This is a genomic window from Rugamonas rivuli (assembly GCF_009380165.1).
Lineage (GTDB): Bacteria > Pseudomonadota > Gammaproteobacteria > Burkholderiales > Burkholderiaceae_D > Rugamonas > Rugamonas rivuli.
The window spans coordinates 498,559-524,367 of record NZ_WHUF01000002.1 but is presented as its reverse complement, the minus strand read 5'-3'; the positions used below and the strand labels follow the sequence as shown (position 1 = coordinate 524,367).

The following is a 25,809-nucleotide window of genomic DNA, read 5'->3' as shown; positions in this document are numbered from 1 at the left end:
ATGAGTGATCCTCTGGTACTGATAGAACACCTGGTCAAATCCTACCGCCGTGGCGACCAGGTGGTGGAGGTGCTGCGCGATATCAGCCTGGCGATACCGGCCGGCGACTTCACCGCGCTGATGGGGCCTTCCGGCTCCGGCAAGAGCACGCTGCTCAACCTGATCGCCGGCATCGACAAACCGGACCGCGGCGTGCTGCGCATCGCCGGCCTCGATATCGCCGGCATGGGCGAGACCGACCTGGCGCGCTGGCGCGCATCCAACGTCGGCTTCATTTTCCAGTTCTACAACCTGATGCCGGTGCTGTCGGCGTTCGAGAACGTCGAACTGCCGCTGCTGCTCACGCCCCTGTCGCGGCGCGAACGGCGCGAGCGCGTCGAGCTGACGCTGGAGATGGTCAGCCTTGCCGACCGCATGGACCACACGCCGAACGAACTGTCCGGCGGCCAGCAGCAGCGCGTGGCCATCGCCCGCGCCATCGTCACCGATCCGACCATCATCGTGGCCGACGAACCGACCGGCGACCTGGATCGAAACTCGGCCTCCGAGATCCTGGCCCTGCTGCAGCAGCTGAACCAGCAGCTGGGCAAGACCATCATCATGGTGACGCACGACGCCCACGCGGCGGCGCAGGCGCGCACCATGATCCATCTCGAAAAGGGCGAACTGCTCGACGGCCTGCCGGCCGTGCACGCGTAACGCCACCAACGCCATGTACACGCTGCGGCTGATCTTCAAGAACACCATGCGCCACAAGCTGCGCACCTCGCTGACCATCCTTGGCCTGGTGGTGGCGATCTTTTCCTTCGGCCTGCTGCAGACGGTGGTCGATGCATGGTACGCCGGCGCCGAGGGCGCATCCAACACCACGCTGGTCACGCGCAACAAGACCTCGCTGGTGTTCCCGCTGCCGCTGTCCTACCAGGCGCGCATCCGCGCGGTGCCGGGCGTATCCGGCGTCGGCTTCGCCAACTGGTTCCAGGGGACGTACAAGGATCCGAAGAACTTCTTCGCGCAGTTCGCCATCTCCGGCGAGACCTACCTGAACATCTACCCGGACTACCTGCTGCCGCCCGACGACCGCGCTGCCTTCCTGCGCGACCGCAAGGGCTGCATCGTGGGCCGCAAGCTGGCCGACCAATACGGCTTCAAGGTCGGCGACATCATTCCGCTCAAGGGCACCATCTATCCGGGCAACTGGGAGCTGGTGGTGCGCGGCATTTACGACGGCAAGCAAAGCACCACCAACACCGCCACTCTCTTCTTCCACTGGGACTACGTCAACGAGACGGTCAAGAGGACCGTGCCGCGCCGCGCCAACCAGATCGGCGTATACGTGGTGCAGATCGACCAGCCCGAGAACGCCGCCGCAATCTCGGCCGCGGTCGACAATGAGTTCGCCAACTCGCTGGCCGAGACGCTGACCGAAACCGAGAAGGCCTTCCAGCTGGGCTTTGTGTCGATGTCGGAGGCGATCGTGGTGGCGATCCGTGTGGTGTCGTTCGTGGTCATCATCATTATCGCGGCGGTGATGGCCAACACCATGGCCATGAGCGCGCGTGAGCGGCTGAGCGAATACGCCACGCTGAAGGCGCTGGGCTTCGGCCCCGGCTTCCTCACGCTGATGATCTTCGGCGAATCGCTGCTGCTGTCGGCCTTCGGCGCGGCCATCGGCATCGTCATCCTGTTCCCGTTCGCCGCCTTCCTCGGCAAGGTGATGGGCACCATGTTCCCGGTGTTCGAAGTGTCGCAGCTGACGGTGATCCAGCAGGTGCTGGCGGCGCTGGCCATCGGCGCCGTGGCCGCCATCGCGCCGACCGTGCGCGCGGTGCGCATCAACATCGTCGACGGCTTGAGGAGCATAGGTTGAAGATTCCTCTTTCCTACGTAGCGCGCAACCTGTGGGCCCGCCGCCTGACCACCGCGCTGACCGGCGCCGGCCTGGCGCTGGTGGTGTTCGTGTTCGCCACGGTGCTGATGCTGGACGAAGGCCTGCGCAACACCATGGTGACGACCGGCGAATACGACAACGTGATCCTGATACGCCGCTCCGCCGACACCGAAGTCCAGAGCGGCATCGACCGCACCCAGGCCAGCGTGGCCTCCAGCCATCCGGCCATCGCGCGCGGCGCCGACGGCCAGCCGCTGCTGTCGAAGGAGACCGTGGTGCTCATCTCGCTCAACAAGCGCGGTTCGGCCAAGCCGTCCAACGTCATCATCCGCGGCATCTCGGAGCGCGGCATGATGCTGCGGCCGCAGGTCAAGCTGACGGCCGGCCGCATGTTCCGGCCCGGCGCTTCCGAGATCATCGCCGGCGCCAGCATCGCGCGCCGCTTCGAGGGCGCCGGCATCGGCGAGACGCTGCGCTTCGGCCAGCGCGAATGGACCGTGGTCGGCCTGTTCGACGCCGGCAACAGCGGCTTCGATTCCGAGATCTGGGGCGACGCCGACCAGCTGATGCCGGCCTTCCGCCGCAACGCCTACTCCGCCATGGTGCTGCGCCTGGCCGGCACCTCGCTGTTCGACGGCTTCAAGAAGGACATCGAAAGCGATCCGCGCCTGACGCTGGACGCCAAGCGCGAACAGACCTTCTACTCCGACCAGTCGAAGGCACTGTCCACCTTCATCAGCGTGCTGGGGCTGATCCTGTCGGTGATCTTCTCGATCGGCGCGATGATAGGCGCCACCATCACCATGTACGCCTCGGTCGCCAACCGCGTCGGCGAGATCGGCACCTTGCGCGCGCTGGGCTTCCAGCGCCGCAGCATCCTGGCCGCCTTCCTGGCCGAGTCCATGCTGCTGGCGGTGGTGGGCGGCGCGCTGGGCCTGGCCTGCGCCTCGCTGATGCAGTTCCTGTCCTTCTCGACCACCAATTTCCAGTCCTTCTCCGAACTGGCCTTCGGCTTCCGGCTGACGCCCGCCATCGTGGTCAAAACGCTCATGTTTTCGCTGGCGATGGGCGTGGTCGGAGGCTTCCTGCCGGCGCTGCGCGCAGCCCGCATGAAAATCGTCGATGCACTGCGGGCGGCATGAAAAAAAGGCGGGGCGATATGTACCGGCCAAGCAACAGTAGTGAAAAGAAAGCATGCTAGACTTGCCTGAATGCAAATTTCGCTATTCATGCTTTTTTGCCTTCGGATACGCCGCCGATCATGCCTCCCCGGGACCGCCCACCTGCCCCGCAAGCCGCCGTGCCGCACCAGCTCTGGCACCGGCTGCTACTGTGCTGCGCGCTGCTGATCCTGGCGCTGCCGGCGCCGTCGTGGGCGGCCAGGGAGCGCAAGGTGCTGGTGCTGTATTCGCTGGGCGCCGATTCGGCGTCGGCCTGGCAGCGCCTGATCCACAAGGGCCTGTCCGCCGAACTGGCCGACAAGAACCTGACCTCGGTGCTGGGCGTCTTCGAAGAGCGCTTCGACGCCGTGCGCGTCGGCGACGAGCAGGCGCAGGCCGGCATGGAGCAGTACCTGCGCACCAAGTACGCCCACATCCAGTTCGACGCCATCATCACCGAAAACTATGTGGCGGCCCGCTTCCTCAGCGAGCGCCCCGACCTGTTCCGCGGCGTGCCGCGCCACTACTTGAACCACGGGCGCCTGAACTGGCAGCCGCCCGACGGCACGGCCTACCAGGTGCAGGCAGACTTCGGCCGCACCATCGGCATCATCCCGCAGGTGGCGCCGGATGTGCGGCACGTGGTGGTGATCGGCGACAGCACGGAGCGCATGCAGGAGTCGGTGAACGGCGTGCGCCAGGTGGCCGGCGACTACGCCAGGCAGATGAGCTTTGAATACTGGGACCAGCTGAGCTACGCCGAGATCTTCCGCCAGGCCGCGCTGCTGCGGCCGGGCAGCGCCATCTTCCTGCTGCCGACCTATCACGACAGCACCGGCGCACGGCGCCGGCCGGTGGACATCGCACGCCAGCTGGCGGCCACCACGCAGGTGCCGATCTTCACCAACTGGGAAGCCATCGTGGTGCCCGGCGTGGTCGGCGGCTATGTGGTCAGCGCCGAGCGCATCGGCCGCGCCATCGCCAAGATCCTGATGCAGCAGCCGCCCGACATCGCCGGCATCCCCGGCTACCTGTTTGACTACGGCGCGGTGCAGCGCTTCCATCTGCAGAATATTCCGCCGACCGCGCAGTGGGTCAACCGGCCGCAGAGCATGTTCGAACAATACCTGTGGCAGATCCTGGCCGGCGCCACGCTGATCGTGCTGGAAGGGATATTGATCTCGGCGCTGATCGTGGCGCTGCGCAGCCGCCGCCAGACGCTGTGCGCGCTGCATGATGAACGCAACCAGCTGGAAGCACGCGTACTTCAGCGCACGCTGGAACTGATGGTGGCCAACACCAAGCTCGAACAGCTGGCCACCACCGACCCGCTGACCGGCATCGGCAACCGCCGCCGCATGACGGAGCAGATCAACAAGGAGCTGGAACGCAGCCGCCGCTTCAAGCATCCGCTGTCGCTGCTGATGGTCGACATCGACCACTTCAAGAACGTCAACGACATCTATGGCCACGAGGCGGGCGACCGCGCCATCGTGGCGGTCGCGCGGGCGCTGGCGGGCGGCATGCGCAATATCGACATGGCGTCGCGCTTCGGCGGCGAGGAGTTCGTGCTGCTGATGCCGGAGACCGATGTCGATGTCGCCAGCGGCGCCGCCGAACGGCTGCGCTGCGATGTGGCGGCGCTGCGCATCGAGGGCGACAACGGCGAGCAGATCGCGCTCACCGTCAGCATCGGCGTGGCGGCATCGCTGCCGGAGGGGCCGCCGGACAGCGCCTCCTCGCTGATCTCGCGGGCCGACAAGGCGCTGTACCAGGCCAAGCACGAAGGCCGCGACCGGGTGGTGAGCGCCTGACACGGCGGCCGCGCCAGACCGTCTCGCTGCAATAAATTAACGCGAATCATTATCATTTGCGTTGACATTTGCGTTTTTGCAAGATAAGGTTGTGCCGCTTTTTACACAACCACGTTCCCGTTCAATGAAAACTGTTCTCAAACCAGTGCCCCTGCTGCTGGCAGGCCTCTTTTTCAACGCCCATGCGGAAGACATCCAGACCATGCAGCAGGTCGTCGTGACCGGCGCCAGCGATGGCCTGGCCAGCGGCGCGGCCGGCGCCAAGACTCAGGGCAGCCTGCTCGACGCGCCGCAATCGGTCAGCATCGTCAACCAGGAAAATCTGCGCAACCGCGCCGCGCTCACCAGCAAGGATGCGCTGGACTACGTCAGCAGCGTGGTGGCCGGCCAGGGCGAAGGCCGGCGCGATGAGTTCTACATCCGCGGCTTCTACTCGCTGCGCGACACCAGCCTCGATGGCGTGCGCGACGACACGCTGTATTCGCGCGACCTGGCGACGGTCGAGAAGATCGAAGTGATCAAGGGCGCCGCTGCGGCGCTGTACGGACGCGGCTCGGCCGGTGGCCTGATCAACCGCGTCAGCAAGCAGCCGCGCGCCAAACAGGAAACCGAAGTCTCCGCCACGCTGGCGTCGGACAACGAGCGGCGCATCAGCGTCGACGCCGGCGGTGCGCTGGGCGGCGGCATCAACGGCCGCCTGATCGCCGTGTACGACACCGGCGACAGCTATCGCGACGTGGTCGAACACACGCGCAAGCTGCTGGCGCCTTCGCTGAAGTTTGCGCTGTCGCCGGACACCTCGCTGCTGCTGCAAGCCGAGGTGCAGCGCGAAGACCGCACGCCGGATCGCGGCGTGCCGTCGCTGGCGGGCCGCCCGGTCGATGTATCGCCTTCGACCTACTACGGCGAAAGCTACGACTACACCCGCACCGACAGCGACATGGCGAAGGCCAAGCTGGAACACCGCTTCAACGATCGCCTGAGGCTGGAAAACACCTTCCAGTACAGCCGCACCGAGCTTGAAGGCGTGAATACACGCAACCGCCGCGTCAACGCCGACAAGACCGTGTCGCGCCAGATCACCTACTTCCCGCAGACGCAGCGCAACCTGATCAACCAAACCGAGTTGGCGTACACGCTGGACCGGCATGCGCTGCTGGTGGGACTGGAGCTGTCGGACCAGAAGCGCGATGTCGTCACCGCGCAGACCGGCATCGCCTTTCCGGTGAACCTGTACGCGCCGCAGCATGTGCTGCCTGCACCGAATCTGAGCACCCTGCCAGTCTCGCTGAACAACGCGTTCACGGCCAAGACGCAGGCGCTGTACCTGCAGGACCAGATCAGCATCGCGCCGAAGTGGAAGGCGCTGGCGGGCGTGCGCTTCGACCGCTTCCAGCAGGAGCAGGACAATCGCCTGACCAAGGTGTTCAGCGAGCGCACCGATAACGTCGTCTCGCCGCGCGCGGGCCTGGTGTACCAGCCGCTGGACGGCCAGTCGTGGTATCTGAACCTGAGCCGCTCGTCGCAGCCGGGCGGCGGCGACCTGCTGTACACCGGCAGCACGCCGCTGTCGCAAGTCAAGCCGTTGCAGACGGATTTGCAGGAAGTGGGCTACAAGCAGGAATGGCTGGGCGGACGCTTCTCCACCACCGCCGCGCTGTTCCGCATCGAACAGCGCAATCAGTTGACGCTGGACCCGAGCGATCCGGCCGGCCTGCGCCAGCTGCAAGTCGGCAAGCAGCGCAACCAGGGTGTGGAGCTGGAGCTGCAAGGCACTCTGTGGCAAGGCGGTCGCTTGAACGCAGCCTATACCTACAACGATGCGCGCATCGTCGCATCCAACGATATCCCGAGCGGCAACCGGGCGGAGATGACGCCGCGCCATCGCGCATCGCTGTGGGTGGACCAGGAGTTGGGCGGCGCGTGGAGCGCGGGCCTGGGCGTGCTGCTCAGCGGCGACCAGTTCGCGCTGTCGGACAACGCCGTGCGGCTGCCAGGCTACGGCCGCGTGGATGCGGCGATAGGCTATCACGGCAAGCAGTATGAGGTGCGCTTCAAGTTGAATAACGTCGGCAATGCGCGCTTCTACGAATCGGCCATCAACAACGTGCAGATCCAGCCGGGCGCGTCGCGCAATGCGAGCGTGACGCTGACCAGCCGGTTCTGATCCAACGGGCGCTTATTCGGCGTCCGGCTGCTGCGACGGGTGCGCCTGCTGGAAGGCAGGCAGCTCGGCGCAGGCGGCGTGAATGCGCATGATCGTCGGATACGGCGCCATGTCCACGCCGAAGCGCTGGGCGCTGAATACTTGCGGCACCAGGCAGCAATCGGCCAGCGTCGGCGTGTCGCCGTGGCAGTAGCGGCCGGTGCGCGCGTCATCGGCCAGCAGGCGCTCCAGTGTCTCCAGGCCGATCTGCAGCCAGTGCTGCTGCCATTGCAGCTTGACCTCTTCGCTTACCTTCAATGGGCCTTTCAGGTACTTCAGCACGCGCAGGTTGCCCAGCGGGTGCGTGTCGGCGGCCACCGTCAGCGCCAGCGCGCGCACGCGGGCGCGGTCGGCTGCGCCGGACGGCAGCAACGGCGCTTGCGGACGCGTCTCCTCCAGATATTCGATGATGGCCAGCGACTGGCCGATCACGCTGCCGTCGTCGTCCAGCGTCGGCAGCAGCGCCGATGGATTGAGCGCCCGGTAGCTATCGGTGAGCTGTTCGCCGCCGTCGCGCAGCAGGTGGACCGGCACGGCGTCGTAGGCCAGCCCCTTCAGGTTCAGCGCAATGCGAACGCGGTAGGCGGCGGAGCTACGGAAGTAGGTATAAAGCTTCATGCAAGTTCTCGTTCAAAAATTTGAGCCGGCTGCGGACGGTCCATCATCCACAACATCAGCGCCGACAACAGCGCCGGCACAGCGGCGATCACGAAGATGGTGCTGTTCGGCCAGTTCATGCGTATCAGTTCACCGCCCAGCACCGGGCCGATAATGGAACCGACGCGGCCCACACCCAGGCTCCAGCCGATGCCGGTCGAGCGCAGCGTGGTCGGATAGTAGTTGGCCGCCAGCGCGTTGACGGCCGGCTGGCCGCCGACGATGCAGAAGCCCGCCACCAAAATCGCCAGGAACAGGAAGGCCAGCGACGCCTCCGGACGGCCGATCAGCACGATCGCCACGGACGCCACCAGGAAGCCAGGTATCAGCACGCGGCCGAAGCTGGAGCGGTCGATCAGTTGGCCCATCATCAACGTGCCGATGGTGCCGCCGACAGGCAGGATGGTGCCCGCCAATACCGCCATACTGGTCGACATACCGGCGTCCTTGAGGATGGTCGGCAGCCAGTTGGACAGGAAGTACAGGTTGAGCAGGTTGAGGAAGTTGACCAGCCAAAGCAGCACGGTGGTGCGCGCGCGGCCTTCGCGGAACAGCTCCGCCACCGAGCCGCGCTTGCCGGTCTTCTCGTGCACCAGGTAGCGGCTGCCCGCATGCACGGTGGACGTTGGATCGATGCGGCGCAGCCACTGCGCCACGCGCTCGACACGCTTGCCGCTCAGGACCACGTACTGCATCGACTCCGGCAGCATGAAGATCATCAGCACGCCGATCGCCAGCGGCAGCACGCCGCCGACGTAGAACACCGACTGCCAGCCATACGAAGGAATCAGCGCGGCCGAGGCCAGGCCGCCCACCACGGCGCCCACCGTGAAGCCGCAGGACACCAGCATCATCAGCGTGACGCGGCGGCGCAGCGGGCTGTATTCGCCGGCCAGCGCCATCACGTTCGGCATGATGGCACCGAGGCCGACGCCGGTGACGAAGCGCAGCCATTGCAGCTGTTCCAGCGTGGTGCAGGAAGGCGTCAACAGCATGCAGACCGAGAAGAACATGGTCGCGCCGATCAGCACCGGACGACGGCCGATCTTATCCGCCATCACGCTGAACACCAGCGAACCAACCAGCATGCCAAGCAGCCCGGCGCCGAACACCGGCCCCAGGCTGGCTTTGCTGACATGCCATTCCTGGATGATGGCCGGCGCCACATAACCCATCGCCTGCACGTCGAAGCCGTCCATCAGGATGCACAGGCCGCACAGCAGATAGACGCCGATCTGGAAGGCGCTGATCTTGTTGTTGTCGATGAGTGCGGGGATATCTACTTGTTGTTCCATCTTGTCTCCTCCTGCCTCGCCGGCGCTTTAGCTGCGCTCTTGGTAGTGCGTGACGGTTTGTTCGATGGCGCCGAAGATGCTGGCGCCATGCTCGTCGTGCATCTCGATGCGCACGCTGTCGCCGAATTTGAGGAAGCCGGTCTGCGGCTTGCCGCTTTCGATGGTCTCGTACATGCGCACCTCGGCCAGGCAGCAGTAGCCCACGCCGCCGTTGGCGATGCTCGATCCGTGCAGGCTGCCCTGCTTGTTCGACACCGTGCCGGAACCGATGATGGTGCCGGCCGCCAGCTCACGCGTGGCGGCGGCGTGCGCCACCAGTTGCGCAAAGTTGAAGGTCATGTCTTCGCCGGCGTTCGGTTTTCCGAAGGGCTGCTTGTTCAGATCGACCAGCAGCGGCAGGTGCAGCTTGGTGTCGGCCCAGTGCGCGCCCAGTTCGTCCGGCGTGACGGCGACCGGCGAGAAGGCGCTGGCGGCCTTGGACTGGAAGAAGCCGAAGCCCTTGGCCAGTTCGTTCGGGATCAGGTTGCGCAGCGAGACGTCGTTGACCAGCATGACCAGGCGGATCGCCTTGGCGCAGTCGTCGGCGCTGGCGCCCATGCGTACGTCGCCGGTGATGACGGCTACTTCGGCCTCCAGGTCGATGCCCCACTCTTCCGACAGCGCGAAGATAGGATCGCGCGGGCCGATGAAACTGTCCGAGCCGCCCTGGTACATCAGCGGGTCGGTGTAGAACGATGCCGGCACTTCGGCGTTGCGCGCCTTGCGCACCAGCTCAACGTGGTTGATGTAGGCGGAACCGTCGGCCCACTGATAGGCGCGCGGCAGCGGCGAGTGGCAGTACTGCTGGTCGAATGGATGGGTATCGACGGCTTCGCCGGCGTTCAGCGTGGCGTAGACCTGCTCCAGACGCGGCGACACCAGCTCCCAGTTGTCCAGCGCGTGCTGCAGCGTGGCGGAGATTTTCGGTACGTGCTGGTAGCGCGACAGGTCGCGGCTGACCACCACCAGGCGGCCATCGCGGCTGCCGTCTTTCAGGGTTGCGAGCTTCATGCTTTCACCTCCGGTGCGTGCATCCAGGCGGCGTGCTTGGGCGCCTTGCGGGTCTGCGACCACTCTTCCAGCATCTCCCATTTGACGGCGTCGAGCTTCTGCATCATCTCCGGCGTGCCGGTGTTGACCGCCAGTTCGAGGCGGTGGCCGTTCGGGTCGAAGAAGTAGATCGATTTGAAGATGGTGTGGTTGATCGGGCCGATCACACTGATGCCGGCGGCGACCAGGCGCTCCTTGGCGGCCAGCAGTTCGTCCATGGTCTCGACTTCCATCGCCAGGTGCTGCACCCAGGCCGGGGTGTTGTGGTCGCGGTCCATCGGCGCCTGCGTCGGCAGCTCGAAGAAGGCCAGCACGTTGCCGTGGCCGGCGTCCAGGAACACGTGCATATACGGGTCCGGCGCTTTGGTGGACGGCACTTCGTCTTCGGCGATCGCCAGCACGAAGTCCATGTTCAGGTGTTTGACATACCACTCAACGGTCTGCTTGGCGTCGATGCAGCGGTAGGCCACGTGATGTATTTGCTTGATTTTCATGTTTGTCTCCAACTCGGTCATTCCGCATTAAATGCGAATTTCAGATATCATACAAACGATATTTTTCAGCTCACTTATCAGGTTTTCCGATGAATCCTAGTTTGCGCCAGATGCGCGCCCTGGTGGCGCTCGCCAAAACCGGCAGCTTTACGCTGGCCGCCGAGCATCTCAATGTGACGCAATCCGCGCTCAGCGGACAGATCAAGGAGCTGGAGCAGATGCTGGGGGTGCGCGTCGTCGAGCGTACCACGCGCAAAGCGCAGCTGTCCGAGATCGGCCGCGAGCTGACGCCGCTGTTCGAAAAGATGCTGCAAGACCTGGACCGGGCCATGGCCGACATCGCCAGCCGCAAGGCGCTCAAGCAGGGTTCGGTGCGGGTGGCGGCGCCGCAGATGCTGTCCTGCACGCTGATACCCGAGGTGATCGCCGCCTACAAGGCGCGCTATCCGGACGTGCAGGTGTGGCTGGCCGACAGCCCGGTGGAGATGGTGTCGGCACGGGTGTTCAGCGGCGAGGCCGACTTCGGCATCGGCCCTGATCGCGACACCACGGCCGAGATCGAAGCCCAGCCGCTGTTCGAGATGCCCTTCGTGGTGGTGTATCCGCCCGGCCATCCGCTGGAGCAGCGCGAGCGCATCACCTGGGCCGACGTCAACGAGTTCCCGCTGATTTCGCTGCAAGGGCAGTTCACCGAGCGGCTGCTGCGCGACATGCATGCATCCTTCCGCGAACAATCGCTGAGCCCGTACAACGAAGTGACCTTCATGACCACCGCGCTGGCCATGGTGCATGCGCGGCTGGGCATCACGGTCTGCCTGCCGTACGCGGAAAAAATGGTGCAACTGTACGGCTTGCAGATGCGTCCGCTGGAATCGCCGGCGCTGACGCGGCGCTTCTTCGTCTACACCCGCAATGCGCGGGCGCTGTCGCCGGCGGCCGAGAGCTTCGTCGCCTTCCTGCAGGAGTTTGCCGCAGCCCATCAGTGGAATGTGCCGCAGGGCTGATCGTTTTATAATTGACCTATGACAGCAGATACCATCGCCATCAATCAGCAGATGGACCAGTTCGACGGCCACCACAGCGTCTGGCTGTTCGGCTACGGTTCCCTGATTTACAAGGCCGACTTCCCCTACCTTGAACGCCGCCCGGCCAGCATCGCCAACTGGACGCGGCGCTTCTGGCAAGGTTCGCACGACCATCGCGGCACGCCGGACGCGCCGGGGCGGGTCGTGACCATCATCGAAGAGGCAGGTGCCATCTGCCACGGCATGGCCTACCTGATCACGCCGGAAGTGTTCGCCCACCTGGACCATCGCGAAAAGAACGGTTATCTGCGGCTGGCGATCGCCATCGCGTTCGAGGAAGGCGACAGCGTGGAAGGCCTGGTCTACATCGCCACGCCAGACAACACGGCCTTCCTCGGCGCAGCCTCCGAGCAGGAGATTGCGCGCCACATCGCCCGCTCAGCCGGACCCAGCGGGCCGAACAGCGATTACCTCAATCACCTGGCCAGCGCCTTGCGCGAGCTGGGCCGCCACGATCAGCACGTGTTCGAGATCGAGCGCCATCTGGCCGCGCTGAAAGACTAAGGTTCTTGATATGATGGCGGCCAGGCTAAGCCCCCATCCAGTCGAAACCACATCCACTGCAACGATAACGATAACGATCGCGAGACAACACCATATGGCTCATATCGACCAGCGCCGCCGCACCCTCTGCATGCAACTTCTCGGCGGCCTCGCCGGTATCGCCATCGACGGCTCCGTCATGGCCCGGCCTTCCGTGGACGAAACCACCAAGGTCTTCCGGCTCGATGGACCGGGCGTCACCTACGCGTTCGGCGTCAATAGCGAAGGACAGTTGCAGTCGATGTACTGGGGCAGCGCCTTGTCGAGCGAGGACAGCTTGCCGCCCCCCGTGCCGCTGCCCGAAAACTCCTCCAATGAAATGCCGGTCACGATCACGCCGTTTGAGTTCCCGTCCTTTGGCGGTGGCCTGACCGTCGAACCCGCCCTGAAGGTGACGTTCCCGGACGGCGTGCGCGACCTCGCCTTGCGCTACGAGAGTCACCAGCTCGACAAGGACCGGATCGTGGTGCGGATGAAGGATGCCAGCCGCGCCGTTTATGTGACCCTCACGTATGCAATGGATGCGGCGACAGGCATCCTGGTCCGCTCGGCCGTGGCGGAAAACCGCACGGCCAGCTGGATCCAGCTCGACCAGCTGGCGGCCGCGAGCATCAGCCTGCCATACCGGGACGATTACCGCCTTTCCTACCTGACAGGACGCTGGGGAGGTGAATTCGCATTGCAGACGCGCCCGATCGAGCCGGGCTCCATCGTGATTGAAAGCCGCAAGGGCGTCACTTCGCACCAGGCCAATCCCTGGATCGCGATCAGTCATGCCGGCACGGAAGAGGAGTCCGGCCCCGTGTGGTTCGGTGCGCTGGGATGGAGCGGCTCCTGGCGCATCCACGTCGACATGGATGCGCTAGGCAGCGTCCGCACGACCGCCGGCTACAACCCTTTCGACTTCGCCTATCGGCTGAAGCCGGGTGAGAGCCTGGCGTCGCCTGTGTTCCACGCCGGATATTCGGAGAGTGGCTTTGGCGGCGCATCCCGCATGTTCCACCGCTACCAGCGCGAGCGCATCCTGCCTGGTGCGCCGCAGCCGCGACTGCGCCCCATTCTCTATAATTCGTGGGAAGCCACCACGTTCGCCGTCGATGAAGCGGGACAGGTGGCGCTTGCCGAGAAAGCGGCAAGCATCGGCGTGGAACGTTTCGTGGTCGATGATGGCTGGTTTGGGGCGCGCAATAGCGACAAGGCCGGCCTGGGCGACTGGCTCGTCAACCGACAAAAATTCCCGACCGGGCTGGCGCCGCTGATCAGGCGTGTCAATGCGCTCGGCATGGAGTTCGGGCTGTGGGTAGAGCCGGAAATGGTCAATCCGGACAGCGATCTGTATCGAGCCCATCCGGACTGGGGCATCAACTTCAAGGGCCGGCCGCGCAGCGAGGCACGCAACCAGCTGGTGCTGAACCTGGCGCGCAAGGATGTGTACGAGCACCTGCTGACGGTGCTCGACAAGCTCCTCGTTGAGCATGACATCGCCTTCCTCAAGTGGGACCACAACCGTGCGTGGTCGGAACCCGGCTGGCCGGAGGCGGCACCTGGCGAGCAGCAGAGGCTGTATGTCAGCTACGTGGAAAACCTGTACAAGCTGCTGGCCGAACTGCGCCGGCGCCACCCGAAGCTTGAGATCGAATCCTGCGCCAGCGGTGGCGGCCGCGTGGATCTCGGCATCATGGCGCTGACCGACCAGGTGTGGACATCCGATAACACCGATCCGTTCGATCGGCTGCTGATCCAGGACGGCTTCAGCCACGCCTATGCGCCAGGGATCATGATGGCCTGGGTGACCGATGCGCCGAACTACCTCAACAAGCGCGTCACGTCGCTGGAATACCGCTTCCTGTCATCGATGCAGGGCGCGCTGGGCATCGGCGCCAATCTGAATCACTGGAAAGACGAGGATTTTGCGAAGGCCAAGCACCTGGTCGCGGAATACAAGAGTGTCCGATCGACGGTGCAGCAAGGGAAGCTGTACCGTCTGGTGTCGCCGCAGCGCGGAGCGGCATGCTCGGCCACGCTGTCCGTGGCACAGGACGGCAAACAGGCCGTGCTGTTTGCCTTCCTGCACTCCGGCGGCAGACGCAATCCGCAGCCGAGCATCCAGCTGCGCGGGCTTGATCCGAAACGGAACTATGCGCTACGGGCGATTTCCGGCAGCGCCACGCCGCAGACGCCGCAGCGCGCCAGCGGCGCTTACTGGATGGGGCGTGGGATCGATGTCGTGCTCGAAGGGGATTTCCAGGCTGCCGCCTTTGTGCTCGATGGCGTTTGAAGCAGCATGACACGGCAGGGAATATAGGCGAGTTGTCCTGCGGACTAATTCAGACTGGCGAGATAGGCGCACAGCATATCGGCCAAGGCTTCCGAGTAGGCGTGTATCTCCTCCTGCGTGCGCGACGTTTCCGAGAACTGTTTGCCGACTGAACTGAAGGTCGTGATGACCAGATCGCCGGCCAAGGTTCGTACCTTGTCCGTCGCCATGGGCAGGGCTTCGCGCATGAACGCCTCGATGATGCGGTCGGCAGTCGAGCGCGTCTCATGTGCTTCGGGTGTGTCGCGGTAGAACGGCGCCGCGTCATTGAGCGCGGTGCGGATCTCGGCCTCCTCGCACTCCGAGCGCAGGAAGACATGGACCAGCAGGCGCAGCCGTTCCAGCGGCGGCTTCTGCTTGTCCTGCAGGATGTTGACCAGCATTTCCGTGGTCTGCCGCCACTCGTCCGCTTGCAGCCTGAACAGGATGGACGCCTTGTTCGGAAAGTACTGGTACACCGATCCCACACTCACGCCCGCCCGCTCCGCCACCCGCGTGGTGGTGAAGCGGCGCACACCCTCTTTCGCCAAAACCTGAATAGCCGCCTCCAGAATCGCGGAAACCAGGTCGGCGGAGCGGGCCTGTTTCGGCTTTCTGCGCGAGGAGATTGAGGCTTTGGGGCTGTCTGTCATGGTGGGAATCAGGAACGCGAATTGGAAACATGAAGGATTCTTCATATTATATCCGTTCTTACTTCTAAAGGAATCCAGCATGACTACCCTGACCTCCCAACCTGTTGCCTCCCTGCTCGACCGCTTGTTTGAAGAGACCGCCGCCGTGCGGATCGCCGACATCCCGGCCGTCGCCGAGCTTTCCAAGGACGAGCGCGAACGCCTGATGCGCAGCAAGACCGAGTACCTCAATCTCTACCATCGCCTGAAGGATGCGCCGTTGCCGGTGTCACGCGAGACCGGCGCGCTGCTCTACATGCTGGCGCGCAGCAGCAACGCTCGCAATATCATCGAGTTCGGCACATCGTTCGGTCTCTCAACTTTGTACCTGGCGTCCGCCCTGCGCGACAACGGCGGCGGCCGCTTGATCACCACCGAGTTCGAGCTGTCCAAGGTGGAGCGGGCGCGTGACAACCTGATGGCCGGCGGCCTGCTCGACCTGGTCGAAATCCGCACTGGCGACGCGCTGGAAACGCTGGCCTCCGACCTGCCCGAGCGCATCGATCTGTTGCTACTCGACGGCGCCAAGGCACTCTATCCAGAGATCCTGGCGCTGGTGCAAAGCAGGCTGCGTCCGGGCGCGATCATCGTCGCCGACAACGCCGACTACAACCCGGACTATGTGGCGATGGTGCGCGCGCCAGCGTCGGGCTTCATGTCGATGCCGTTCGCGGACGATGTCGAACTCTCTGTCTACACCGGCGCAGTGAGCGCGTCAGAATAAATCCATCTGCCCTGCTGCGGCCGCCGCCTTGGCGCGCGCGCCCAGCGGCGGCACCACCAGCGGCCGCGTGAACTGCGATGCGTCCATATTGTGGAAGCGGCTGCCACGTCCGGTCAGGTCGAGGCGTTCGGTGGCGATCTTGAAGCGCTGGCGTATCAGCTCGGCCCAGACGCCCTCGCCTTTCATGCGGGCGCCGAAGTCGCTGTCGTAGTCTTTGCCGCCGCGCATTTCACGCACGCGGTTCATCACCCGCTTGGCGCGATCAGGAAAGTGCGCCTGCAACCATTGGTGGAACAAGGGTGCCACTTCCCACGGCAGGCGCAGCACGGTGTAGTGGGCGCTGACGGCGCCGGCTTCCTTGACCGCTTCCAGGATGCGCTCCAGATCGGGCTCCGTGATGAAGGGGATGATCGGCGCGATGCTGACCGCGACCGGAATGCCGGCGTCCGTCAACGTGCGTATCGTGCGCAGTCGGCGGGCCGGCGCGGCGGCGCGCGGTTCCAGCGTGCGCGAGATGGCCGGGTCCAGCGTGGTCAGAGTGATGGCGACGCCTGCCTGCTGCCGCGCCGCCATCGCCGACAGGATGTCGATATCGCGCTCGATCAGCGAGGACTTGGTGATCAGCCCTACCGGGTGCTGGCATTCTTGTAAAACCTCCAGCACGCGGCGCGTGAGTTTGCGTTCGCGTTCGCAGGGCTGGTAGGCGTCCGTGTTGACGCCGAGGGCAATCGCGGACGGCTCGTAGGCAGCCTTGGCCAGCTCACGCCGCAGCACTTCCGGCGCGTTGACCTTGGCGAATATCTTGCTCTCGAAATCCATGCCCGGCGACAGGCCGAGGTAACTGTGCGTGGGCCGAGCAAAGCAGTATATGCATCCGTGTTCGCAGCCAACCCATCTAACCCTCTCAAATACATAACTATGTACATATACGTCCAATCTTGCCCTACGCCTGCAATGAAGCACTTGCTGGCAATACGCGTCGCGCCCATGCATTGCCAGCAAAGCTATCGTCGTCACGGATGCCAATTTGTACATCGCTGCTTGCTTAGAACTTGAATGCAGTGGCGGTCGCGTCCGCTTCCAGACGCACAGATTCTGAATGTACTCAAGCAACGTAACGACCAATCCGAGCTTTAAAATAAGCTCATCTGCTGGCTGCCGGTGTTCGGCAAGGAAAATAAATCCAACCTGAGATCTTTTCGCTCTAAGTTTAGGAAATTTTTTTTACATGCCAAATGAAATCTGTCTCGTAGTAGATCCGCAAAGACTCCCGTTCCCTTCATGCGCTTTCCAAACCGTGAATCGTAAAGGTTGCCACCTCGCATTTGACTCAAAATACTAAGAACATGCTTTGCTCTCTGAGGGTAATGAATGGAAAGCCATTCTTTAAAAAGATCTGCGACTTCCAAAGGGAGTCTTAAGAGAATATAAGCTGCTGTAGTAGCGCCAGCGTTCGCTGCAGCAGCGACAATTGCTTCAAGCTCTTCGTCGGTAATGGCAGGAATAACTGGAGCAATTAATACTCCCACAGGAATACCAATATCGCTTAACTTCTTTACGGCATCAAGTCGCCTCTTAGGCACACTCGCCCGCGGCTCCAGTGTGCGTGAAATTTCGTTTCTCAAACTTGTTACAGAAACAAATACTCGAGCTAAGCCCTTTTCTGCCATCCGCTCTAAAATGTCGCTGTCTCGCACGACAAGTCCAGATTTTGTCGTGATCGAGACTGGATTATTAAACTCTTCAAGTGTTTCCAGAATTCTTCGTGTAATTCGGAGCTCTTTCTCGGCAGGCTGATATGGGTCAGTATTAGCTCCGAGCACAATCACTTTTGGAACATAACTCTTCGAAGACAACTCTTTTCTCAACAAATCAGCAGAGTTTACCTTGGCAAAAACTTTTGATTCGAAGTCTAAGCCAGGCGAAAGCCCAATATAGGCATGTGTAGGTCTAGCAAAACAGTAAATGCAACCATGCTCACAACCTTGAAAAGGATTAATAGAATAATCAAACGGTATATCAGGCGACGTGTTTCTCGAAATTATACTTTTCGCCTCTTGGAGCCAAATGGTTGTTCGTATTTTTGTTTCAACCAACGCGCCATTTTCGTCAAGATTCTGATATTCTGGGTCCGACTCCCTGGCCCACTCTTCGAATCGGGCTCGCCCGTTAGATAAGGCACCACGGCCTTTAATGTTGATAAGTGGATCGTGTGACATGTTCTTCGGATACTGTATGAATATACAGTACATCATAGCAGCCAACGTGATCCCCTGCAAAGTGAATCTGTGGTACAGGATGGAGCACATGCTGGCTTGCTATTCATGCAAGCCAGGGCAGCACCGACTGCTATAATCTTCAACATCATTATGTGAATTTCGCTAGCTAAGCATCGGCCATGGAAACCTTCGACCTTGTCATCGACACGAGCATGTTGCGGAGGACTCCCTTCCTGCACCCGGACTTTCAGCTTCTCCTGCGGGAGTGTCAGAAGGGAACTCTAAAAATCCACATCCCGTACATTGCCCTCGAGGAAGAGCGTACCCATCACCTAAAAGCATACGCAGATGCGGTCGCCGAACTGAAATCGAAGTTTGCCAAGCTCCAACGCGGCATGCTTGGGATGATCGTGGACGGCCTGCCCAAGCCTATTATGGAATTGGGGGGGCTAGACGAGGTCACGCGAAATTCACAAGACGTCTTCAATCGATTTGTGACGGACAACAAGATCGAGGTGATCGATATCTCCGAGGAGCAGGCCGCCAACGCATGGGCTCGATTTTTCGATGTGCGACCGCCTTTCAACCCGAACGAGCCCCGAGAACAACGACGTAAAGACATTCCCGATTCATGGATTCTGGAAGCTGCGATTGAAATCAAACCAAAGAAGGGCATCCGCTGCGCGCTGATTGCCGACAATAAGTTGGCGGCAGCGTTTGAAGCGGAGGACTTCAAGGTCTACAAGGACGTTGCGACACTGCTTGCCGACATAGAACAAGCTACGGCGGTAGTCCCTATGCAGAAGCAGGTTGTCGAAGGGCCGCTCGTGCCGCTCGACCAACTCCGCAGCGCTGCGTTCAAAAACATCGACGTTCTAATACTGGGGCTCATAGAGGCGCTCAACACGCCTTCAAAAGACGCCTTATTCGCCGCCCTCGAAGCTGCCGGGTACGACCGAGCAATTGTCGAGCACGAAGCCCAAACGCTCGTGTTGTCAGGCCGGCTGACTGATACCGGATCGCACCTCTTACCTACAAGCCGCGCCCTTGCTAAGGAAGCCGCCGGCACAGAAGTTGTTATAGACGTATTGCTGAAGGTTCTCAAATGAGCGACCTCGACCTTCGCCTTGCAGCCCTTTCTAAACTGGTGGACATCAAGTCTGCTGCAGTTGATTCGCGTCTTAGCGACGAGTTCAAGCGTATCTCAGAAATGCTCCAGAAGAGCACGGAATACAATGCGCTGTCGGAATCTCTAAAGATATTGACGGTTTTGGTTCCGCGCTTCCATATGGCTACGCTACCTATATTGACATCATTTGTGCGTACGATATCGAATCGAATTCTAACAGAAGAAGGTAAGCCGCTTTCGGAAACTCAAGTTCGCTATTGGACGCATGAAAGCCTGATACGCGAAGCAATCGATGTCGCCGAAAAAATACGTTATGTACACACGGAAGATGTGATTGATTTCCTGCTCGAGATGTCGCAATCCGCTGAGGAGGAAGTAAGAGCAAAAGCAGAGAGGTCTCTTGAGTCGCTCGCGGCGTACCACCTAGACATTTTCTTTAGCACGCCACCACGTGGAGCAGAACCTCAGACTCGGTTAGTGACTCATCTTTCAAAATTGAAGGATGATGCGCTGCTGCGCAATGCTAATGTAATTCTCCGTGTTCTTAGCAAAGTCTTGTCGCCGACTATTGAAGGTACATCTTGGTCATACCAGACCATTACGATTCGGCGTGGATCTGTGACGAGCGATGGCGGCGTCGCAGCAGTGCGTTCGGACGCAATCAATCTGGCAAAGCGCATGTACGGGCTTGATAAATCAATCGAGCATCGAAAGCAAGTACTACACACGCTTGACTCAGCAACCCGGCGGGAGCGCTCAGACACCGATGCCGAAACACTCGCAATGTTCGAGCGCGATACTATCGCAGTGCTTGAATTCATGCGCGATCAAGTAGCGACGGACGCACTGCCTCTCGTGCAATCTATCGAGCACATGGCCTACTGGGACTACTTCCACGGTGCTACGCAAACGATAAAGGAAAAGGCATTACAAATACGTGATGCGCTAGCCGCACAAAAGGAATACCAGATCTACAAGCAACTCATTGGATTTGAGGGCATCTTTGGAAATTGGGAGGACTTAAGCCGCTCTGAAAAAGCTTGGGACTATAGCGATGCTAAGCGCAAGGAGGCAGCACGCCGGTATCTCGACGAGATTGACGATTCAAGTTTCGACCTCTGGAAAGATCGCATCCTTGATTTCTCTAAGACCCGCTCAAATGACATGGCAATGTTCCCTGTCTATTACGAGTTCCTAGAATCCATTGGCAAGGAGAAGCCTCAGCTCGCCCTCAATCTCATCAGCGTCCATGAGGAGGTCATGGCGTACTTCCTTATTCCGTTGATTCGGGGCTTATGGGCCAATGCACATCAACCGGAAATTGAAGACATTGTGCGTGAGTGGATTTCTGTCGGCAGGAACCTAACAACTATTGCCAAGTCACTTTATAACGTCGGAGTATCGAAGTTGGATGTACTTATCGCAGTTCTTACTCGAGCCAGCGAAATCGATGATCGTGAGACTTTGATGCAGATTATGGGAGTCGCGGCAAATCTGTATTCTGAGGGAGCCAGTGACGCAATGCCGATATTTATGCAGGCCCTGCGTGGATTGGCCAAGAAAAATGATGCACGCTGGGTCAGTGTGATCTGGTTCAGGAAGGACTTTAATGCGTTAATAAGGGCGATGGCGACTGATGATCGCACGGAACTGCTAACGTCGCTGATCCCCCTTCCAAACTTGGACTACCACGGCGAGGAGATTTTAAGCGAGATTGCGCAGCAGGATCTCAAAGGCGTCATCGACTTCTTTATCGAACGAATTAAATATGCCCGTGGCTTGGAAAAGTGCAAGAAGGAGACCGACGACTTTGGTGAAGATCGGTATGAGCCCATTCCCTATCAGCTCCATAAACTGAATGGGCTTCTATCTGCAGAACCAGGTCAACTACTTGCTGCTCTACGCCGAGACTTTGAGGATGAAGTTCGATACATGTTCAGCTATCGTGGCGCGCGACTCATCAAGTCTGCATTTCCGGCCTTCGGCTCGCCAATTGAGGAATTGCTCCTCGATTACACGAGAGCTGGTAGTCAAGATGATATCGACTTTGTCATGGGCGTCCTCCGACCATATGAAGGGTCGCTATCAACCTATGAGGTCTGCAAGGCCATCGTTAAAACTGTTCCGGAACACTCAACTGTCTGGAACGAAGTTGCCGCGATCATAGAGTCAACTGGTGTTGTACATGGCGAATACGGTATGGTCCATTCATTCGAAAGTAAACAGCAAGCACTCTCTACTTGGCTGAACGAAGAAAATGAACACGTGAGAGCTTTCGCCGAATGGCTTTCTGATGGTCTTCGGCGCTTTATCGAGAACGAAAGACAACGTGTTGATGAAGGACTGGCGCTTCGCAAGTATCGATTCGGCATCGACAAAGATGAAACATAAACGGGAACAGCTAGACTCCGTTTGATACAGACCGTCCGAAGCTCTACAAATCCTCAATATCTACGCGGTGGATACCTACGGAGAGGGACGCTTGGGCCAGGCGCCTTTGCTGTATTAGCCCAGACTTGATCTGACGCAAGCTATCAGATGAGTCAGAGTTTTGAGAGACCGTTTACCGGCTGCGGGCAGAGAGGCATAAGCAGGGTTAAAGAACCTTCGACCCTCATGGTAAAGGCCGCTATACCGACACACTCTAATGATTATTGCGGCAAAAGGATCTATCAAATATGAATTTCCCCTTGGGTCATCGCTCGCTGGGAAAACGACCCAATGTGCGTAGAGAGGTTTCTCGGGTAAAGCAGGATCCACTCGAATCGTGGTTCACTGCAATGGAATTTGACTTGGATCCAGTTGTTAGCACCGACGTCTCACGCTACCGGGATGCATACAACCTGTACTACCTTTCGGTCCGTAGATTCCTTACAAATATGTCCATTGTGACTCGCTACATGAGCTCAGCTCAATACGCTCGCAAGTACCGCCAAAAATACTCCCCATCCCAGAGAGCTATCGCGGAGAAGTATCGCGAGGTGGCCCCGTACACAGAGCTGGAGATCATAAACTGCCTGATCCACGCAAGAATCCTGCTGGACCGAGTGGCATCCCTGTCAAGCCACTTTCTGCAAGTCGGCAATCGGCCAAGCTTCAAATCGTTTAACGACCACAAGAAATTTTTCAAAAAGCTAACAGCACCATATGGCGATCACGAGCCTTACGCCGAACGCATCAGAAATGGCACAGACTGGTTCGAAATGCCGCTTAAGGCTGTACGGGACGATTTCATCGTCCATTCCGCGCCAAAGCACATGAGATTCGTCGCCCTTCCTAACGATTTCGAAGTGGAACTACTGATCCTCCGGGCAGAGGGAGTTCCTCCTGAAAAGCCTCTTGCCAAGTCCACCCCTATCACGGTGAGTGTCCTTCGAATGAGCCACGATATTGAAGAGTTCCTACGATGGTACTGCAATTACGCCGTCTCAAGGCGGCCGTCGTAATGTTGGAAAATGCAGAATCAAGCACTTGTGAATAATGATCGACTCCTTCTGGTAGGTAGTCTCTATGCACCCAACGGCTGCTGCTTTGGGTAAGTACTGCCCGTCGTCATTCAGACGCACTGTGCCCGGTAAGCGGTAGTCCCCTTTGCGGGCGCTCAGCAGCAGCAGCTTTCGGCAGCATGAAAAATCCAAAACCGAGTCCAGGGACCAAGTCACAAGATCGCGGATGAAATTGACAGAAGGTTCTAAAAATTTATCGAGAGTCTGCACGAGTTTTTTGATGCCGCTTGATAATATAGTCCTGCAATGCAGAGCCCTGAAGCTTTTTTTTACACCCATTCAACCTAACCCAGGTCTCACCAGAGGAATTAAAATACAGCCGTTCCGAATCAGACCTCGGAACGCGTACTTCCAGTACGTAGCCATTATCAGTGTTTGGAACTTCGTAAAAAAATACCCCTATCTGTGTTGGATCTATAGGTGGCTCAATCACATTAATTTTATTATTGATAGCTTTCCTTATTTCGTCTTTCATTTTTGATGTCAATTTCAAGCTTGCGACAATGCCATCATCATTAACACCCCAAAAAACGCTTCCGCCCTCACTATTAAAAAAAGCTAAAACATACTCATCCGCCAAGCTTTGAATTGAATTTACTGGATTTCCACCTTTAACCTCCTTGAATTCTACCGTTAGGTCTTCTTCTAAGCGGCACCTCTCACCTTCAACAAAATTTATATCCCGAACTAAGCACATATGACTCGGCAAGTTCTGCTTGTAAAGTAATCTCTCGGCTTCACGCTGAGCGTCTGAAATATTTTTTAGATGACTGGAAATTGTATCAACCAAATCTCCAGATTTTATTTGAAACTTAAGCCCCAGTATGGTGTGGTTAATTAGCTTCACAGAATCATGCTTATAATATTTCTCAATTGGCAATATTATTTCATCGATCAGTGATCCCATTTTTGAAATGTATTCGTCAAAGGAAAATGGCCTTATCCAAGCAGCGAGATTTATGTGGCTTGTCATCATTATTATAGTTATCCCTTCTTCCGAATTATCAAGAGAGATAGCTGATAAGGAGGGATAAATATTTTGAAGGTCATCTATATAAAAGCTTATATCGTTCGGTATATCTTCAACCTTTGTACCATTGAGTTTTGGCAAAATGTCGTTGCCGCTTAATTGTAGCTTGCGATTCCGAGGGCTTTCTATTAGACAAGTCCCTTCGTGAAATAGCTCAACGATTTTAGCAGAGCATTTAAAATCTATAGTCAAACTAAAAATCCTTACTTAACGTTGCTCACAGTGAGGGAATCAGAATTAAGAAGTTGCCCCCATACTTACACCTGACCACAACAGCAAAACGCCATCGCTCGGCGCACAATGATAGTAAAACTAGTTGAGGACCTCTCGCGTTGTCGCTTCTGAGCCAAGAAACGCAGACCACAATGCCGGAGCAAGCTTTACATTGCTAGCGCCACGCCGCACATAGATGGTTGAGTTGTCCTTTAAATTTACGGGACGGCTCACGCTCTGAGCTACGTCAACGACGAGCACCGTTTTCGCCTCGGTTTCGACAGCCGAAACCTTGAAGGCCAGTTCTCCTTCGATCTTATCTCTAATCGCGCTCCGCCAAGCACCTACGAACTTGTCAACTAGCTGCTCACTAAATCCAGCGTTGCCCCAGGCGGGAAGTTTCTCGTCAATGCCGACAACTTGGCAGTCGTCATCCACTCCGATAAAGATTGCACCACCTCCAGAGTTTGAGAACGCCGCGACTGTATTCAGGATTTCCGCGAGCTTAGTCTTGTTATTGTTCTCATTGAGCCTCTGTTCAGGCGTGACGAATGGCTTAAATTCGATCTGCGGGCCTTCGCCTAACTCGATGGCGGCCTTCACGCGATCATTGCCCGGTGCGTGGGGTGAGCGCAAGAACTGTCGGCCGGAACGCGCAAACTTTCCTTCTTTGTGGAAGTCGAAAATTTCTCCACTCTGGTCAATAAGGTAGAGCTCTAGGCTGTCAGTATCCCGTGCGACAGGAACGTTGGCCTGACCGTTAGAAATCTCAGCTCGTAGCTGAGTGACACGACTGCCGGTAGACGCAGCGCCGACAATTGCAAACTTGTGTTCGTCAACTAGGGACCCAGCCACGTTCAACGTTAGGCGCCCTTCCGTGCTCTGTTCTGCAGAAGCGATGAAGGCATTGTTCTCGGGCATGAGGAACATGACCTTTTGATTGCGCCCATCGTTTTCGCCGTGATACTCCCGGAGGTTGATCCATTCGCGTACGGCGGCAAAGATGTCAGGATAAAACGCCAGGTTCCATCCGATAAGGGGGGCGAGACTCTGAGTGCCAGAATCAGAGCGAATGTCAAATGAAGCGACAGATCCTGCTCGCTCCATAAACGAATTCATAAACGGAAGTTGAGCAAGTTCCCATGAGCGCCGCTCCGAAGAAAATTCAATTCCATTTGCCACTTCGGTGAGGGTGTTAGCAAGCGAAAAAACGAACTCGTCGCACTCTTTACCACTCAACCAATCCTCGTACAGCACAGCATCCGAATAAACAAATTGTTTGGTTTCCTTCGATTGATGCTCAGAATCGAAAACCGGTTCGACAACACAGCAATTTACGACCCTTCCACTTCTTGTTCGAGATGATTGCACGATACGTCGGCGAAATATCTTCTGTCCCAAATGTAGGGTGAAGTACACGCGCAAAGGGCTGGGAATCGAAGTTGAAGTCAGAAGCATAGAAATAGGTCATTAAATCACATACCGACCAATATTTGGCATTGCGGCGTTTCGACATGAGACAGAACAAGCTCAAGCATAGTATTGCTCAGTACGCCCCGTTTGTCTGATTGGCGGCCAATGGCTGGACTCGGTCGGTTCCCTAGAGGATAGCATCTTGCTCAACTGAAAAATACGCGGAATCTCACAACTCTGAGTATCGGCGTTCAATGCGATTGAGTGGCAGCAACTCATGAGAATCGCTGGCGTTAGTGATGAGGATACTTACCTGATTCTAGGCTGCTTCCTTTACTTTTTTCTAGCTCACT

Annotated in this window: 20 protein-coding genes and 1 pseudogene; 12 read left to right on the top strand and 9 right to left on the bottom strand. The window is 59.0% G+C overall.

The window, feature by feature from the left end; genetic code table 11:
• From GEV01_RS07480 to GEV01_RS07460, 5 genes are all read left to right on the top strand, one after another.
• The gene (locus GEV01_RS07480; protein ID WP_152803082.1) at window positions 1-699 is read left to right on the top strand and encodes an ABC transporter ATP-binding protein; all 699 of its coding nucleotides are present in this window, start codon (window positions 1-3) and stop codon (window positions 697-699) included.
• 13 nt (window positions 700-712) lie between these two features.
• A complete protein-coding gene (locus GEV01_RS07475) occupies window positions 713-1,870 on the top strand; it encodes an ABC transporter permease (RefSeq protein WP_152803080.1) in 1,158 nt (385 codons plus the stop codon).
• On the top strand, window positions 1,867-3,033 hold the full coding sequence (locus GEV01_RS07470; RefSeq protein WP_152803078.1) for an ABC transporter permease: 1,167 nt from the start codon (window positions 1,867-1,869) through the stop codon (window positions 3,031-3,033). Before GEV01_RS07475 ends, GEV01_RS07470 begins: the two co-directional genes overlap by 4 nt.
• Before the next feature lie 119 nt (window positions 3,034-3,152).
• Window positions 3,153-4,865, top strand: a complete 1,713-nt coding sequence (locus GEV01_RS07465) for a GGDEF domain-containing protein (protein ID WP_152803076.1) — start codon at window positions 3,153-3,155, stop codon at window positions 4,863-4,865.
• 124 nt (window positions 4,866-4,989) lie between these two features.
• Window positions 4,990-7,032 carry a TonB-dependent receptor gene (locus GEV01_RS07460; RefSeq protein WP_152803074.1) on the top strand — a complete coding sequence of 681 codons (2,043 nt, stop codon included), beginning with the start codon at window positions 4,990-4,992 and terminating at the stop codon, window positions 7,030-7,032.
• Window positions 7,033-7,044: 12 nt separating this feature from the next.
• Here the strand turns inward: GEV01_RS07460 and maiA are convergent, their stop codons facing one another.
• Genes maiA through GEV01_RS07440 form a run of 4 tightly spaced genes read right to left on the bottom strand, consistent with a single transcriptional unit; the run spans window position 7,045 to window position 10,606 of the window.
• Entirely contained in the window at window positions 7,045-7,689 is a 645-nt protein-coding gene (gene maiA / locus GEV01_RS07455) for a maleylacetoacetate isomerase (protein WP_152803072.1), read from the bottom strand.
• Window positions 7,686-9,023, bottom strand: a complete 1,338-nt coding sequence (locus tag GEV01_RS07450; RefSeq protein ID WP_152803070.1) for an MFS transporter — start codon at window positions 9,021-9,023, stop codon at window positions 7,686-7,688. The genes maiA and GEV01_RS07450 overlap by 4 nt, the downstream gene beginning before the upstream one ends.
• A 27-nt stretch (window positions 9,024-9,050) precedes the next feature.
• Window positions 9,051-10,073 (bottom strand): fumarylacetoacetate hydrolase family protein, encoded by a 1,023-nt coding sequence (locus tag GEV01_RS07445; RefSeq protein ID WP_152803069.1) that lies wholly within the window; start codon window positions 10,071-10,073, stop codon window positions 9,051-9,053.
• Window positions 10,070-10,606: a VOC family protein gene (locus GEV01_RS07440; protein ID WP_070268715.1), complete on the bottom strand. Its 537-nt coding sequence runs from the start codon at window positions 10,604-10,606 to the stop codon at window positions 10,070-10,072. Before GEV01_RS07440 ends, GEV01_RS07445 begins: the two co-directional genes overlap by 4 nt.
• An 89-nt stretch (window positions 10,607-10,695) precedes the next feature.
• Between GEV01_RS07440 and GEV01_RS07435 the strand changes: the two genes are divergently transcribed.
• The 3 genes from GEV01_RS07435 (at window position 10,696) to GEV01_RS07425 (ending at window position 14,512) form a co-directional block, all read left to right on the top strand.
• A complete protein-coding gene (locus GEV01_RS07435) occupies window positions 10,696-11,610 on the top strand; it encodes a LysR family transcriptional regulator (protein ID WP_152803067.1) in 915 nt (304 codons plus the stop codon).
• A gap of 18 nt (window positions 11,611-11,628) precedes the next feature.
• Window positions 11,629-12,195, top strand: a complete 567-nt coding sequence (locus GEV01_RS07430; RefSeq protein ID WP_152803065.1) for a gamma-glutamylcyclotransferase — start codon at window positions 11,629-11,631, stop codon at window positions 12,193-12,195.
• 94 nt (window positions 12,196-12,289) lie between these two features.
• Window positions 12,290-14,512 (top strand): alpha-galactosidase, encoded by a 2,223-nt coding sequence (locus GEV01_RS07425; RefSeq protein ID WP_152803063.1) that lies wholly within the window; start codon window positions 12,290-12,292, stop codon window positions 14,510-14,512.
• A gap of 44 nt (window positions 14,513-14,556) precedes the next feature.
• Here GEV01_RS07425 and GEV01_RS07420 read toward each other — a convergent pair whose 3' ends face one another.
• On the bottom strand, window positions 14,557-15,183 hold the full coding sequence (locus GEV01_RS07420) for a TetR family transcriptional regulator (RefSeq protein ID WP_152804002.1): 627 nt from the start codon (window positions 15,181-15,183) through the stop codon (window positions 14,557-14,559).
• Window positions 15,184-15,262: 79 nt separating this feature from the next.
• Here GEV01_RS07420 and GEV01_RS07415 point away from each other — a divergent pair, with 79 nt between their 5' ends.
• Window positions 15,263-15,946 (top strand): O-methyltransferase, encoded by a 684-nt coding sequence (locus GEV01_RS07415; RefSeq protein ID WP_152803061.1) that lies wholly within the window; start codon window positions 15,263-15,265, stop codon window positions 15,944-15,946.
• Here the strand turns inward: GEV01_RS07415 and GEV01_RS07410 are convergent.
• Both GEV01_RS07410 and GEV01_RS07405 read right to left on the bottom strand, forming a co-directional pair.
• Window positions 15,938-16,834, bottom strand: a pseudogene (locus GEV01_RS07410) (PA0069 family radical SAM protein); the annotation flags it as partial. The gene GEV01_RS07415 and the pseudogene GEV01_RS07410 sit on opposite strands and share 9 nt — an antisense overlap.
• Window positions 16,835-17,079: 245 nt before the next feature.
• Complete coding sequence (locus GEV01_RS07405; RefSeq protein ID WP_152803059.1) at window positions 17,080-18,165, bottom strand: PA0069 family radical SAM protein; 1,086 nt, start codon at window positions 18,163-18,165, stop codon at window positions 17,080-17,082.
• 179 nt (window positions 18,166-18,344) lie between these two features.
• On the opposite strand from GEV01_RS07405, the gene GEV01_RS07400 reads away from it, so the two are divergent.
• The 3 genes from GEV01_RS07400 (at window position 18,345) to GEV01_RS07390 (ending at window position 22,740) form a co-directional block, all read left to right on the top strand.
• Window positions 18,345-19,274 (top strand): PIN domain-containing protein, encoded by a 930-nt coding sequence (locus GEV01_RS07400; protein ID WP_175022974.1) that lies wholly within the window; start codon window positions 18,345-18,347, stop codon window positions 19,272-19,274.
• Window positions 19,271-21,685 (top strand): hypothetical protein, encoded by a 2,415-nt coding sequence (locus GEV01_RS07395; protein ID WP_152803057.1) that lies wholly within the window; start codon window positions 19,271-19,273, stop codon window positions 21,683-21,685. The genes GEV01_RS07400 and GEV01_RS07395 overlap by 4 nt, the downstream gene beginning before the upstream one ends.
• Before the next feature lie 509 nt (window positions 21,686-22,194).
• Window positions 22,195-22,740, top strand: a complete 546-nt coding sequence (locus tag GEV01_RS07390; RefSeq protein ID WP_217428371.1) for a hypothetical protein — start codon at window positions 22,195-22,197, stop codon at window positions 22,738-22,740.
• Window positions 22,741-22,993: 253 nt separating this feature from the next.
• Here the strand turns inward: GEV01_RS07390 and GEV01_RS07385 are convergent, their stop codons facing one another.
• Together GEV01_RS07385 and GEV01_RS07380 are read right to left on the bottom strand one after the other, a co-directional pair.
• Window positions 22,994-24,022, bottom strand: a complete 1,029-nt coding sequence (locus GEV01_RS07385; protein ID WP_217428369.1) for an AlbA family DNA-binding domain-containing protein — start codon at window positions 24,020-24,022, stop codon at window positions 22,994-22,996.
• Window positions 24,023-24,142: 120 nt separating this feature from the next.
• Window positions 24,143-25,501, bottom strand: coding sequence for an AlbA family DNA-binding domain-containing protein (locus tag GEV01_RS07380; RefSeq protein WP_152803053.1), 1,359 nt, complete (start codon window positions 25,499-25,501; stop codon window positions 24,143-24,145).
• Between the last annotated feature and the right edge of the window lie 308 nt (window positions 25,502-25,809).

Bases quoted from the DNA above. Each gene is read 5' to 3' on its own strand.
- GEV01_RS07440 (WP_070268715.1), bottom strand. From the start codon at position 10,606: ATGAAAATCAAGCAAATACATCACGTGGCCTACCGCTGCATCGACGCC.
- GEV01_RS07395 (WP_152803057.1), top strand. From the start codon at position 19,271: ATGAGCGACCTCGACCTTCGCCTTGCAGCCCTTTCTAAACTGGTGGAC.
- GEV01_RS07430 (WP_152803065.1), top strand. From the start codon at position 11,629: ATGACAGCAGATACCATCGCCATCAATCAGCAGATGGACCAGTTCGAC.
- GEV01_RS07380 (WP_152803053.1), bottom strand. From the start codon at position 25,501: ATGCTTCTGACTTCAACTTCGATTCCCAGCCCTTTGCGCGTGTACTTC.
- maiA (WP_152803072.1), bottom strand. From the start codon at position 7,689: ATGAAGCTTTATACCTACTTCCGTAGCTCCGCCGCCTACCGCGTTCGC.
- GEV01_RS07405 (WP_152803059.1), bottom strand. From the start codon at position 18,165: ATGTCACACGATCCACTTATCAACATTAAAGGCCGTGGTGCCTTATCT.
- GEV01_RS07415 (WP_152803061.1), top strand. From the start codon at position 15,263: ATGACTACCCTGACCTCCCAACCTGTTGCCTCCCTGCTCGACCGCTTG.
- GEV01_RS07465 (WP_152803076.1), top strand. From the start codon at position 3,153: ATGCCTCCCCGGGACCGCCCACCTGCCCCGCAAGCCGCCGTGCCGCAC.
- GEV01_RS07460 (WP_152803074.1), top strand. From the start codon at position 4,990: ATGAAAACTGTTCTCAAACCAGTGCCCCTGCTGCTGGCAGGCCTCTTT.
- GEV01_RS07400 (WP_175022974.1), top strand. From the start codon at position 18,345: ATGGAAACCTTCGACCTTGTCATCGACACGAGCATGTTGCGGAGGACT.
- GEV01_RS07480 (WP_152803082.1), top strand. From the start codon at position 1: ATGAGTGATCCTCTGGTACTGATAGAACACCTGGTCAAATCCTACCGC.
- GEV01_RS07445 (WP_152803069.1), bottom strand. From the start codon at position 10,073: ATGAAGCTCGCAACCCTGAAAGACGGCAGCCGCGATGGCCGCCTGGTG.
- GEV01_RS07450 (WP_152803070.1), bottom strand. From the start codon at position 9,023: ATGGAACAACAAGTAGATATCCCCGCACTCATCGACAACAACAAGATC.
- GEV01_RS07435 (WP_152803067.1), top strand. From the start codon at position 10,696: ATGAATCCTAGTTTGCGCCAGATGCGCGCCCTGGTGGCGCTCGCCAAA.
- GEV01_RS07475 (WP_152803080.1), top strand. From the start codon at position 713: ATGTACACGCTGCGGCTGATCTTCAAGAACACCATGCGCCACAAGCTG.
- GEV01_RS07420 (WP_152804002.1), bottom strand. From the start codon at position 15,183: ATGACAGACAGCCCCAAAGCCTCAATCTCCTCGCGCAGAAAGCCGAAA.
- GEV01_RS07390 (WP_217428371.1), top strand. From the start codon at position 22,195: ATGAGCTCAGCTCAATACGCTCGCAAGTACCGCCAAAAATACTCCCCA.
- GEV01_RS07425 (WP_152803063.1), top strand. From the start codon at position 12,290: ATGGCTCATATCGACCAGCGCCGCCGCACCCTCTGCATGCAACTTCTC.